At 62.4% G+C, this 12,468-nt stretch carries 11 protein-coding genes and 3 tRNA genes; 13 read left to right on the plus strand and 1 reads right to left on the minus strand.

Features of this window, described 5'->3' with window-relative positions; genetic code table 11:
• The 13 genes from BFP93_RS06270 to BFP93_RS06330 form a co-directional block, all read left to right on the plus strand.
• Positions 1 to 1,311, plus strand: a 1,311-nt coding sequence (locus tag BFP93_RS06270) for a FimV/HubP family polar landmark protein (protein WP_305116872.1), incomplete at its 5' end; no start/stop codon positions are given.
• A 170-nt stretch (positions 1,312 to 1,481) separates the two neighbouring features.
• On the plus strand, positions 1,482 to 2,306 hold the full coding sequence (gene truA, locus BFP93_RS06275; protein WP_065892466.1) for a tRNA pseudouridine(38-40) synthase TruA: 825 nt from the start codon (positions 1,482 to 1,484) through the stop codon (positions 2,304 to 2,306).
• Positions 2,307 to 2,370: 64 nt separating this feature from the next.
• The gene (locus tag BFP93_RS06280) at positions 2,371 to 3,003 is read left to right on the plus strand and encodes a phosphoribosylanthranilate isomerase (RefSeq protein WP_065892467.1); all 633 of its coding nucleotides are present in this window, start codon (positions 2,371 to 2,373) and stop codon (positions 3,001 to 3,003) included.
• A gap of 245 nt (positions 3,004 to 3,248) precedes the next feature.
• The gene (gene accD, locus BFP93_RS06285; RefSeq protein WP_005789754.1) at positions 3,249 to 4,169 is read left to right on the plus strand and encodes an acetyl-CoA carboxylase, carboxyltransferase subunit beta; all 921 of its coding nucleotides are present in this window, start codon (positions 3,249 to 3,251) and stop codon (positions 4,167 to 4,169) included.
• Positions 4,166 to 5,473 carry a bifunctional tetrahydrofolate synthase/dihydrofolate synthase gene (folC, locus tag BFP93_RS06290; protein WP_065892468.1) on the plus strand — a complete coding sequence of 436 codons (1,308 nt, stop codon included), beginning with the start codon at positions 4,166 to 4,168 and terminating at the stop codon, positions 5,471 to 5,473. Before accD ends, folC begins: the two co-directional genes overlap by 4 nt.
• Positions 5,457 to 6,119: an SPOR domain-containing protein gene (locus BFP93_RS06295; RefSeq protein ID WP_065892469.1), complete on the plus strand. Its 663-nt coding sequence runs from the start codon at positions 5,457 to 5,459 to the stop codon at positions 6,117 to 6,119. Before folC ends, BFP93_RS06295 begins: the two co-directional genes overlap by 17 nt.
• Positions 6,120 to 6,361: 242 nt before the next feature.
• Positions 6,362 to 6,919 (plus strand): CvpA family protein, encoded by a 558-nt coding sequence (locus BFP93_RS06300; protein ID WP_003234314.1) that lies wholly within the window; start codon positions 6,362 to 6,364, stop codon positions 6,917 to 6,919.
• A 40-nt stretch (positions 6,920 to 6,959) separates the two neighbouring features.
• Positions 6,960 to 8,465 (plus strand): amidophosphoribosyltransferase, encoded by a 1,506-nt coding sequence (purF, locus tag BFP93_RS06305; protein ID WP_065892470.1) that lies wholly within the window; start codon positions 6,960 to 6,962, stop codon positions 8,463 to 8,465.
• Positions 8,466 to 8,529: 64 nt separating this feature from the next.
• Positions 8,530 to 9,741, plus strand: a complete 1,212-nt coding sequence (locus tag BFP93_RS06310; RefSeq protein WP_065892471.1) for an O-succinylhomoserine sulfhydrylase — start codon at positions 8,530 to 8,532, stop codon at positions 9,739 to 9,741.
• An 11-nt stretch (positions 9,742 to 9,752) separates the two neighbouring features.
• On the plus strand, positions 9,753 to 10,517 hold the full coding sequence (locus BFP93_RS06315) for an SDR family oxidoreductase (protein WP_065892472.1): 765 nt from the start codon (positions 9,753 to 9,755) through the stop codon (positions 10,515 to 10,517).
• Positions 10,518 to 10,617: 100 nt separating this feature from the next.
• A tRNA-Val gene (locus tag BFP93_RS06320) sits at positions 10,618 to 10,693 on the plus strand.
• Between the two features lie 55 nt (positions 10,694 to 10,748).
• Positions 10,749 to 10,825, plus strand: a tRNA-Asp gene (locus tag BFP93_RS06325).
• A 105-nt stretch (positions 10,826 to 10,930) separates the two neighbouring features.
• Positions 10,931 to 11,007, plus strand: a tRNA-Asp gene (locus tag BFP93_RS06330).
• A 157-nt stretch (positions 11,008 to 11,164) separates the two neighbouring features.
• On the opposite strand, the gene BFP93_RS06335 is transcribed toward BFP93_RS06330, so the two are convergent.
• Positions 11,165 to 12,448, minus strand: a complete 1,284-nt coding sequence (locus tag BFP93_RS06335; RefSeq protein WP_065892473.1) for an NAD(P)/FAD-dependent oxidoreductase — start codon at positions 12,446 to 12,448, stop codon at positions 11,165 to 11,167.
• Positions 12,449 to 12,468: the final 20 nt, after the last annotated feature.

Below are 12,468 nucleotides of genomic sequence, written 5' to 3' on the forward strand. Positions count from 1 at the left end.
CCTATCGTGCTCGGTGTGCTTGGTGGCGCAGCCGTCATCCTGGCGTTGCTGCTCCTGCTATTGTGGGTACGCCATCGCAACGCCCGTCTTGAAGAAGAGAAGCACCTGCGCATGGCGCGAGCGCTGGCTGAAGAGCCGGAGTTCACATCGAGCCTGGAGCGCGACCTGCCCTCCGACAGTTTCGAAGGCCTGGAAGTGGCGCCGCTGAATGCTGCGCCCACGCCTGCGCCTGCACCCACGCCTGCGCGCGCTCCGGTGGTTGAGCCGGTCGTGCCGAGCGTCGCCTCCGTGCTTGCGCCGCTGGCGGTTGCGGTTGCCCCACAGAACGCCAGCGATGCGCTGGCCCAGGCCCAGTCCCATATCGACCGTGGCCACCTGAACCAGGCGGCCGATGTACTTGAACAAGCAATCAAGCGCGAGCCCAAGCGCAGCGATCTGCGTTTGAAATTGATGGAAGTGTACGGGCTGCAAAATAACAAGGACGGTTTCGTCAACCAGGAGCGTCAACTGGTGGCCAACGGTGAAAACCATGCCCAGGTCGAGCAGCTCAAAAGTCGTTTCCCGGCCATGGCGGTGTTGGCGGCAGGCGTAAGTGCGGCAGTGGCCGCTGCGGCCCTGGACGCGCAGTACGTCAAGGACTTGCTGGAAGACAAGCCGGCTGCGCCTGCGCCAGAGCCTGTGGATACCGATTTCGATCTGAGCCTGGACGAGCTGGAGGCGGCATCGCCGGCTGAGGTCAACGACGATCAGCAGACATTCGAGGCGCTTCTTCAGCAGCAGACGGCAGCCAATGCCAGTGCCGACGACCTGTCGGACTTCGACCTGGATCTGCAACTGGATGCACCGGCGTCCGCGCAATCGGATGATGACTTCCTCTCCGGGCTCGAAGAGCAGATGAAGGATGCGCCTGCCGTCGAGCCGCCGACCCTGGCCCCTACGGCCCTGGATGACTTCGATTTGCCGGAAGATTTCGACCTCTCCCTGGCGGACGAGCCCGAATCGGCGGCCAAGCCGGACGCCTTCGCGTCGGAGCTGGATGACGTCAACGCCGAGCTGGACCGTCTGTCCCAGAGCCTGGAGCATCCCTCCATCGAGCCATCGTTCACGGCTGAAGATGCCGCGCTCGGTGACGATGAGCCCGAGTTCGATTTCCTCTCGGGCACCGATGAGGTCGCCACCAAGCTGGACCTCGCCCAGGCCTATATCGACATGGGCGATGCCGATGGCGCCAAGGACATCCTGTCCGAAGTGCTGACCGAGGGCAACGAGAGCCAGCGCGGCGAGGCCAAGGAAATGCTCGGCCGGATCTGAAGGCTGATAAACCTCCACTGTGGGGCAGGGCGTGCTTCTCCCCACAGTTGGCTTGGCGCCCCTCCCCAACAAAAGCGCCCGTCGCGCAGCCGTCGCCTTTATAATGCCCGCCTTCGCGCAACTCATCAGGCTCTCAGTTCTTGGCAAATATAGATAACGCGGCCGCCGAAATGGCGGCCGCAGGCTTTTACCGCATCGCCCTCGGCGTGGAATACAAAGGCTCGCGCTATCGCGGCTGGCAGCGCCAGGCATCCGGCGTGCTGACGGTGCAGGAAACCCTGGAAAACGCTTTGTCGAAAGTCGCTGACTCGCCGGTGTCGCTGATGTGTGCCGGGCGGACCGACGCGGGGGTGCATGCCTGCGGCCAAGTGGTGCATTTCGACACCCAGGCCGAACGCTCGATGAAGGCCTGGGTAATGGGCGCCAATATCAATCTGCCCCATGACGTCAGCGTCACGTGGGCCAAGGTCATGCCGGCGCATTTTCATGCGCGTTTCAAGGCCATCGCCCGGCGCTACCGCTACGTGATTTATAACGATCAGATCCGCCCGGCGCACTTGAACCAGGAAATTACCTGGAACCACCGCCCGCTGGATGCCGAGCGCATGGCCGAGGCCGCGCAGCATCTTGTCGGGGTGCATGATTTCAGCGCATTCCGTGCCGGCCAATGCCAGGCCAAATCGCCGATCAAAGAAGTCCACCATCTGCGCGTGACCCGTCATGGCAAGATGATTGTGGTGGATATCCGTGCCGGGGCATTCCTGCACCACATGGTGCGCAACATTGCGGGTGTGTTGATGACCATCGGTACCGGCGAACGTCCGGTGGAATGGGCCAGGGAAGTGCTGGAAAGCCGCGTGCGCCGTACCGGTGGGGTGACGGCGCATCCGTTCGGCCTGTATCTGGTGGAGGTGGAGTACCGCGACGAGTTCGAACTGCCGGAGCGTTTTATCGGGCCACACTTCCTCACCGGTTTCAGCGAACTTGGCGGCTGACGCCCTCAAGCGCTTTTGTTACCATCCGGGACTTTCTCGGTTCAATCCCTGAGGTTTCTACGATATGTCAGCCGTTCGCAGCAAGATTTGCGGGATTACCCGCGTCGCAGACGCGTTGGCGGCGGTCGAGGCGGGGGCGGATGCCATAGGTCTGGTGTTTTACGCCAGGAGCCCACGCGCGGTGGATGTGTTGCAGGCCCGGGCCATCATCGCCGCGCTGCCACCGTTCGTGACCACCGTGGGCTTGTTCGTCAATGCCAGCCGGTGTGAACTCAATGAAACCCTGGATGCCGTGCCGCTGGACATGCTGCAGTTTCACGGCGACGAAACCCCGGACGAATGCGAGAGCTACCAGCGTCCCTATATCAAGGCGCTGCGCGTCAAGGCCGGCGACGATATCGCCGCCGCCTGTGCCGCTTATACGGGCGCGCGCGGGATTCTGCTGGACACCTATGTCGAAGGCGTTCCCGGCGGTACGGGCGAAGCGTTCGACTGGTCGCTGATCCCGGCGGGCTTGAGCAAGCCGCTGATCCTGGCCGGTGGGCTCACCCCGTCGAATGTCGGCGCCGCCATCGAGCAGGTTCGGCCGTATGCCGTGGATGTCAGCGGCGGGGTGGAGCAGGGCAAGGGCATCAAGGATCACGCCAGGATTCGCGCGTTCATGCAGGCCGTGCGCAACAGCAGCGGTGCGATGTGACGGCTGGCAGTCTGCCGCCGTCCATAACTACCACTGTGTAAAACAGCACCGGCGCCGCCCGCGGGAGGCCCGGAAACGAAGTGGCAACCCTGCGCTGGCAGGTTGTCTGGAAGGCTGAGGATACAGGCGGGAAATGGCTGGTCGAACCTCTGACCCCGTCCCGCCGACATCATCGCCACATATGAATTTAGCTCAAGGGCATACGCGGGGCTGTGTTCAAGCCACCGGTACTGGAGAAAGAAAGCATGAGCAACTGGTTAGTAGACAAACTGATCCCTTCGATCATGCGTTCCGAGGTGAAGAAAAGCTCGGTTCCTGAAGGTCTGTGGCACAAGTGCCCATCCTGCGACGCGGTGCTGTACCGCCCGGAGCTGGAAAAGACCCTGGACGTTTGCCCCAAGTGCAACCACCACATGCGTATTGGCGCGCGCGCGCGTATCGACATCTTCCTCGACGCCGACGGCCGCAACGAGCTGGGCGCGGACCTCGAGCCGGTCGACCGTCTCAAGTTCCGCGACAGCAAGAAGTACAAGGACCGTCTGGTCGGCGCGCAGAAGCAGACCGGCGAGAAAGACGCGCTGATCTCCGTCAGCGGCAAGCTGCTGGGCATGCCGGTGGTGGTGTCTGCGTTCGAATTCTCCTTCATGGGCGGCTCCATGGGGGCCATCGTCGGCGAGCGTTTCGTGCGCGCCGCCAACTATGCCCTGGAAAACCGCTGCCCGATGATCTGCTTCGCCGCTTCCGGTGGCGCGCGTATGCAGGAAGCGCTGATTTCCCTGATGCAAATGGCCAAGACCTCGGCGGTATTGGCGCGTCTGCGCGAAGAAGGCATTCCGTTCATCTCGGTATTGACCGACCCGGTATACGGCGGCGTTTCCGCCAGCCTGGCGATGCTGGGCGACGTGATCGTCGGCGAGCCCAAGGCCCTGATCGGCTTTGCCGGCCCGCGCGTCATCGAGCAGACCGTGCGTGAAAAATTGCCGGAAGGTTTCCAGCGCAGCGAGTTCCTGCTCGAACACGGCGCCATCGACCTGATCATCCCGCGCGGTGAGCTGCGGCCACGCCTGGGTAACCTGCTGGCGCAAATGATGGGCCTGCCAACGCCTGTCTACGTCGCGCCTAAAGTCGAGCCGATTGTCGTGCCGCCGGTGCCGGCAAACCTATGACCCAACGTACCCTGGGCGAATGGCTCGCCTACCTCGAGCAGTTGCATCCGTCCGCCATCGACATGGGCCTGGAGCGCTCGCAACAGGTAGCGGCCCGCCTGGGGTTGGGTCGCCCGGCACCGCGTGTTATCACCGTAACCGGCACCAACGGCAAAGGCTCGACCTGCGCCTTTGTCGCCGCGCTGCTGCAGGCCCAGGGGCTGAAAGTCGGCGTCTACAGTTCGCCGCACCTGTTGCGCTATAACGAGCGGGTGCAGCTCAATGGCGTCGACGCGAGCGACGCGCAACTCTGCGAAGCCTTCGCCGCCCTCGATGCCGGGCGTGGCGATATTTCCCTGACCTATTTCGAGATGGGCACCCTGGCGGCGCTGTGGCTGTTCGAGCGTGCGCAACTCGATATCGTCGTGCTGGAAGTGGGCCTGGGTGGGCGTCTGGACACGGTCAACGTGGTGGATGCCGATGTGGCGCTGGTCACCAGTATCGGTGTCGACCATGTCGATTACCTGGGCGATACCCGCGAATCCGTGGCTTACGAAAAGGCCGGGATCTTTCGCCCGGGCAAACCTGCGCTGTGCGGTGATCCAGACCCACCGCAACCCTTGCTGGACAAGGTGCGGGAGCTCGATTGCCCGTTCTACCTGCGTGGGCGCGACTTCAATCTCCAGATCAACGATCAGCATTGGCAGTGGTCCGGGCGCGATGCCCGGGGTCAACAGGTAGTGCTGCGCGATTTGCCGCTGCTGAACCTGCCGATGGAGAATGCCGCGCTCGCGCTGCAAGCCTATCTGTTGCTGGATCTGCCGTGGAATGCCGGGCAAATTGCCGCAACCCTGCTGGCGACGCGGGTTGTGGGGCGCCTGGATCGGCGCACCGTCGAGTGGCAAGGCAAGCGTCTTAACCTGCTGCTGGATGTGGGTCATAACCCCCACGCTGCAGAATACCTGGCGCAGCGGCTGACGCGCACGCCATTGTCCGGCCGTCGCCTGGCGGTGTTCGGCTTGCTGGCTGACAAGGATCTTGATGGCGTGGTTGCGCCGTTGCTCGCCAGCGTAGAGTCCTGGGCCGTTGCGCCGCTGGATACGCCGCGTAGCCGTGCGGCGGCTGAACTGCAAATCGCCTTGCAGAACCTTGGTGCGCCGGTGGCGTCGTATGCAAGCGTCACTGCCGCCCTTGAGGCGCAATGTGCGGTGGCGACGGCCGACGACGAGATTCTGTTGTTCGGATCATTTTATTGTGTTGCCGAGGCGCTCGAATGGCTGGCCCGGCGCTCCACGGAGGAAGCTGCACATGGCATTACTCGATAGCGCATACAAGCAGCGAATGGTCGGAGCCTTGGTGTTGGTGGCATTGGCGGTGATTTTCCTGCCGATGCTGTTTTCCCGTCAGGACGAACAGCGCCAGGTAGTGGTTGAAGCGCCCGCTGCGCCCCAGGCGCCGGTGGTGCCCCAGGTTCAGGTGGAACCGGTGGTGGTGCCTGAACCGCAGGCCCTGCCTGAGGAAGAGCCCGTGCCGACCGATGCCGAGGTCGCTGCCCAGCAGGCGCCTTCCATGCCTGTGCAGCCGAGTGTTCCCGTGGTCAAACCGGCTCCGTCAGCGCCTGTCGCAGCCGCCAAGCCTGCCGCGCCGACACCTGCGCCCAAGCCGGTCGCGCCACAGCCTGCCGCGCCGGGCAAGCCGGACGTAGGTCAGAGTCGTATCGACCCGAATGGGTTGCCGATCAGTTGGTCGATTCAAGTGGCCAGCCTGGGCAGCCGTGAAGGCGCCGACGCTTTGCAGAAAAAACTGCGGGCCCAGGGCTACAACGCGTATATCCGCAGCGCCGATGGCAAGAACCGTGTGTTTATCGGGCCGCTGATCGAGCGCGCCGAAGCGGATCGCCTGCGCGATTTGCTCGATCGCCAGCAGAACCTCAAGGGGTTTGTGACCCGTTTCCAGCCTGAGCGCGGCTAGGCGGGACGATAAGGTCAACATGTGGGAGGGGGCTTGCCCCCGATAGCGGTGGATCAGTCAGCACATCTGATACTGAACCACCGCCATCGGGGGCAAGCCCCCTCCCACATTGGTTTTCGGCTGTCTTGAAACAGTGTTCCCATTGCGCAATTCATTGATTTGCAAAGCACCCGTAATCACCGCTTACCGATAGCCCGGCGCTCTGCTAAAATGCGCCGCCTTATCCGTACGTAGGCTGCACTGTGCCATTTACCTGGGTTGATTGGGCGATCGTTGCAATCGTCGCCATCTCCGCGTTGATCAGTCTGAGCCGCGGCTTCGTCAAAGAAGCACTGTCGTTGCTGACCTGGATCATCGCAGGAGTCGTAGCCTGGATGTTCGGTGGTTCACTGTCGGTCTACCTGGCCGGGTACATAGAAACGCCTTCGGCTCGCGTCATCGCGGGCTGCGCCATCATGTTCATCGCCACGCTGCTGGTGGGGGCAATGGTCAATTATCTGATTGGCGAGTTGATACGTGTCACCGGCCTGTCCGGGACCGATCGATTTCTCGGCATGGCCTTCGGCGCCGCGCGTGGCGCGTTGCTGGTGGTCGTGGCGGTCGGGCTGTTGAGCCTGGGGCCGGTACAGCAGGATGCGTGGTGGCAGGAGTCGGTACTCGTGCCAAAATTTCTATTGGTTGCAGATTGGTCCAAGAACCTCATTCTGGGGTGGAGCAGTCAGTGGCTGGCCAGCGGAATCAGCGTACCCGCTGATCTTCCGTTCAAGGAACACCTTTTGCCGGCCAAAACGCCTCAGTAAGAGTGTTCAGTCAAGATTCATTAAGTAGGGGTTGCGTCGCATGTGTGGCATCGTCGGTATCGTCGGTAAGTCGAACGTCAATCAGGCGCTGTATGACGCGCTAACCGTCCTCCAGCACCGCGGCCAGGACGCTGCCGGTATTGTGACCAGCCACGACGGCCGGTTATTCCTGCGCAAGGACAATGGCCTGGTACGTGACGTGTTCCACCAGCGTCATATGCAGCGCCTGGTCGGGCACATGGGCATTGGCCATGTGCGTTACCCGACCGCCGGTAGCTCGACCTCGGCCGAAGCGCAACCGTTCTACGTCAACTCGCCTTACGGCATTACCTTGGCGCATAACGGCAACCTGACCAACGTTGAACAGCTGGCCAAGGAGATTTACGAATCCGACCTGCGCCACGTCAACACCAGTTCCGACTCGGAAGTGCTGCTCAACGTGTTCGCCCACGAGCTGGCCCAGCGCGGCAAGCTGCAGCCCACCGAAGAAGACGTGTTCGCGGCGGTGATCGACGTGCACAACCGTTGCGTCGGTGGTTATGCCGTGGTGGCGATGATCACCGGTTACGGCATCGTTGGTTTCCGTGACCCCCACGGCATCCGCCCGATCGTGTTCGGCCAGCGTCACACCGACGAAGGCGTCGAGTACATGATCGCCTCCGAAAGCGTATCCCTGGATGTGCTGGGCTTCACGTTGATCCGCGACCTGGCACCCGGTGAAGCGGTCTACATCACTGAAGACGGCAAGCTGCACACCCGTCAGTGCGCGGTTGCGCCGACACTCACGCCATGCATCTTCGAACACGTCTACCTGGCGCGTCCGGACTCGATCATCGACGGCGTATCGGTCTATAAAGCTCGCCTGCGCATGGGTGAGAAGCTGGCCGACAAGATCCTGCGCGAGCGTCCCGAACACGACATCGACGTGGTCATCCCCATCCCGGACACCAGCCGTACCGCCGCGCTGGAGCTGGCCAACCACTTGGGTGTCAAGTTCCGCGAAGGCTTCGTCAAGAACCGCTACATCGGCCGTACCTTCATCATGCCCGGCCAGGCCGCACGCAAGAAGTCGGTACGCCAGAAGCTGAACGCCATCGAGCTGGAATTCCGCGGCAAGAACGTTATGCTGGTGGATGACTCGATCGTACGCGGCACCACCTGCAAGCAGATCATCCAGATGGCCCGTGAAGCCGGTGCGAAGAACGTGTACTTCTGTTCTGCGGCGCCTGCCGTGCGCTACCCGAACGTGTACGGTATCGACATGCCGAGCGCCCACGAACTGATCGCCCACAATCGTTCCACGCAAGACGTGGCTGACCTGATCGGTGCCGACTGGTTGATCTACCAGGACCTGTCTGACCTGATCGAGGCGGTGGGCGGCGGCAAGATCAAGATCGCCGAGTTCGACTGCGCCGTGTTCGATGGCAAGTACGTGACCGGTGATATCGATGACGCCTACCTGAACAAGATCGAGCAGGCGCGCAACGACTCGTCGAAGATCAAGACCCAGGCGGTCAGTGCGATCATCGATCTGTACAACAACTGAGTAGACACCGGCCCTGAGGGGCCGGTTTTGTATCTTAAATAAAGAATATGTGAGGAGTGGCAGCATGAGTCAGGAATGGGATGCCGGTCGGTTGGACAGCGACCTCGATGGCGTAGCTTTCGATACCCTGGCTGTGCGCGCCGGCCAGCACCGTACCCCGGAAGGGGAGCACGGTGACCCGATGTTCTTCACCTCCAGTTATGTGTTCCGCACGGCGGCCGACGCCGCCGCGCGCTTTGCCGGTGAAGTGCCGGGCAACGTTTACTCGCGCTATACCAACCCGACCGTACGTGCGTTCGAAGAGCGCATCGCCGCCCTGGAAGGCGCAGAGCAGGCGGTGGCCACGGCGACCGGCATGGCTGCCATCCTGGCGGTGGTGATGAGCCTGTGCAGCGCCGGCGACCACGTGCTGGTGTCGCGCAGCGTGTTCGGTTCGACCATCAGCCTGTTCGAGAAGTATTTCAAGCGCTTCGGTATCGAAGTGGACTACGTGCCCCTGGCGGATGTGTCCGGGTGGGATGCGGCGATCAAGGCCAATACAAAGCTGCTGTTCGTCGAGTCGCCGTCCAATCCGCTGGCTGAACTGGTGGATATCGCCGCGCTGTCCGAAGTGGCGCACGCCAAGGGCGCGATGCTGATCGTGGATAACTGCTTCTGCACCCCGGCCCTGCAACAGCCGTTGAAGTTGGGCGCGGACATCGTGGTGCACTCGGCCACCAAGTTCATCGACGGCCAGGGCCGTTGCATGGGCGGCGTGGTGGCCGGTCGCAGCGAGCAGATGAAGGAAGTGGTGGGCTTCCTGCGCACCGCCGGCCCGACCCTGAGCCCTTTCAACGCGTGGATCTTCCTCAAAGGCCTGGAAACTCTCGGCCTGCGCATGAAGGCCCATTGCGCCAACGCCCAGGCCCTGGCCGAGTGGCTGGAACAGCAGGACGGTATCGAGAAGGTGCATTACGCCGGCCTCAAGAGTCATCCGCAGCACGCATTGGCCCAGCGCCAGCAGCGCGGTTTCGGCGCAGTGGTGAGTTTCGAGGTGAAGGGCGGCAAAGAGGGCGCCTGGCGCTTTATCGATGCCACGCGACTGATCTCGATCACCGCCAACCTGGGCGACAGCAAAACCACCATCACGCACCCGGGCACCACCTCCCACGGGCGCCTGGCGCCGCAGGAGCGCGAGGCCGCGGGCATCCGTGACAGCCTGATTCGCGTCGCGGTCGGGCTGGAAGATGTCGCCGACCTGCAGGCAGACCTGGCCCGCGGGCTGGCGGCTTTGTGATCGAGTGGTCCATGGAGGCCGCAGCGGCCAGTAATGGGCGCGTTGCGCTGGTGACCGGTGCGGCGCGCGGCATTGGCCTCGGGATTGCCGCGTGGCTGATCAGCGAAGGCTGGCAGGTGGTGTTGACCGACCTGGACCGCGAGCGCGGTTCCAAGGTGTCCAAGGTGCTGGGCGAGAATGCCTGGTTTATCACCATGGACGTGGCCGACGAGAAGCAAGTGGCCCAGGGTGTCGCCGAGGTATTGGGGCAGTTTGGGCGCCTGGATGCGCTGGTGTGCAATGCGGCGGTGGCCGATCCACGCAATATCACCCTGGAAAGCCTTGACCTGGCGTACTGGAACCGCGTGCTGGCAGTCAATCTCAGTGGGCCGATGCTGCTGGCCAAGCATTGCGCGCCGTACCTGCGCGCCCATGGTGGCGCTATCGTCAATTTGGCCTCGACACGGGCCCGCCAGTCGGAGCCGGACACCGAAGCCTACGCGGCGAGCAAGGGTGGCCTGCTGGCGCTGACTCACGCCCTGGCGATGAGCCTGGGGCCGGAAGTGCGGGTCAATGCGGTCAGCCCCGGCTGGATCGATGCGCGAGATCCTGCTGCGCGGCGGGCCGAGCCGCTTACCGATGCCGACCATGCGCAGCATCCGGCGGGCCGGGTAGGGACGGTGGAGGACGTGGCGGCCATGGTGGCGTGGCTGCTGTCGCGCCAGGCCGGGTTTGTCACCGGACAGGAGTTCGTGGTGGACGGCGGCATGAGCAAGAAGATGATCTACAGCGAGTAGGGCGGTCTTGAAGCATTTTTGTCTTTTTCAGAAAAACTTCAAGCGGGCTATTGACTTAGGTCCGCTATCTGCGTAAATTTCGCGGCCTCAACGAAGCAAAGGGTGATTAGCTCAGCTGGGAGAGCATCTGCCTTACAAGCAGAGGGTCGGCGGTTCGATCCCGTCATCACCCACCACTTCTTGAGAGTTTTGCCTTAGGGCAAGACGCAACGTTAAAGGTTGCACCGACGCGCAGCGGTAGTTCAGTCGGTTAGAATACCGGCCTGTCACGCCGGGGGTCGCGGGTTCGAGTCCCGTCCGCTGCGCCATATTTTCCAGGTTCGATGTGTCGGACTTGAGATTGAACAACCCAGGTTGATCGATCAGATGTTTAAAGGTGATTGAGGCTTTACGCTCAGTCAGCCAAGCGATACGCAGCGGTAGTTCAGTCGGTTAGAATACCGGCCTGTCACGCCGGGGGTCGCGGGTTCGAGTCCCGTCCGCTGCGCCATATCAGCTTCAAGGCCCACTGAACGCCTTGAAGCACAAGCGAAGCCATTGGCGGACCTTGATTCGATAGCAAAGACCCTGGTCGAAAGACCGGGGTTTTTTGTGTTCGCGATTTGTCGTTCCGGGCAAGAAGCCGGCGAACCGGCTCCCCTTGTTCATCAAAAACCCAGCTTGTCCCGCAGCCCGTAATACCACGCGCCCATTGCGGCAAAGGGCGTGCGCAACAGCTGTCCACCCGGGAACGGGTAATGGGGCAGGTCGGCAAAGGCGTCAAAGCGCTCGGCCTGGCCTCTCAATGCTTCGGCCAAAACCTTGCCGGCCAGGTGCGTATACGTCACGCCATGGCCGCTGCAGCCTTGCGAGTAATAGATGTTGTCGCCGAGGCGGCCCACCTGCGGCAGACGCGACAGGGTCAGCAGGAAATTGCCGGTCCAGGCGTAGTCGATCTTCACGTCCTTGAGCTGTGGGAACGCCTTGAGCATCTTTGGCCGGATGATCGCCTCGATATTCGCCGGGTCCCGTGCGCCATACACCACGCCGCCGCCGAAGATCAGGCGCTTGTCGCTCGTGAGGCGGTAGTAGTCGAGCAGGTAATTGCAGTCTTCGACACAGTAGTCCTGCGGCAACAAGGTCCTGGCCAATTCGTCGCCCAATGGCGCAGTGGTAATCACCTGGGTGCCGCACGGCATTGATTTGGCCGCCAGCTCCGGCACCAGGTTGCCCAGGTAAGCATTGCCCGCAACGATGATGAACTTGGCCCTGACCTTGCCTTCGGCGGTATGCACCACCGGGTTGGCGCCGCGCTCGATGCGCACGGCGGCCGACTGCTCAAAAATTGTGCCGCCGAGGGACTCGACGGCCGCTGCTTCGCCCAATGCCAGGTTGAGTGGGTGGATATGCCCACCGCTCATGTCCAGCAGGCCGCCTACATAGTTGTCACACGCCACGACTTCGCGGATGCGACGCTCATCCAGCAGTTCCAGTTGCGTATGGCCGTAACGCTCCCACAGGCGCTTCTGTGATTCCAGGTGGCCCATGTGCTTGCTGTTGAACGCGGCGAACACACCGCCATCCTTCAAGTCGCACTGGATCTGATATTTGGCCACGCGCTCACGAATGATCCTGCCGCCCTCGAAGGCCATCTCACCCAGCAGCTGCGCCTGCGTGGGCCCGACGCTGCGCTCGATGACATCAATGTCGCGGCTGTAGCTATTGACGATCTGCCCACCATTACGACCGGACGCACCAAAACCTACCTTGGCGGCTTCCAGGACCGTCACGCGAAAGCCGTTCTCGAGCAAAAACAGCGCGCTGGAAAGACCGGTATAACCGGCGCCAATCACACAAACATCGGTTTCGACCTCACCTTGCAGCGCCGGACGCGGCGGAACCGCGTTCGCGGAGGCGGCGTAATACGACTGGGGGTAGGGGGTGTTCGCCATCCTGGAACCTCTGTTTTATA

It is taken from the genome of Pseudomonas sp. 44 R 15, from assembly GCF_900004965.1.
Lineage (GTDB): Bacteria > Pseudomonadota > Gammaproteobacteria > Pseudomonadales > Pseudomonadaceae > Aquipseudomonas > Aquipseudomonas orientalis_A.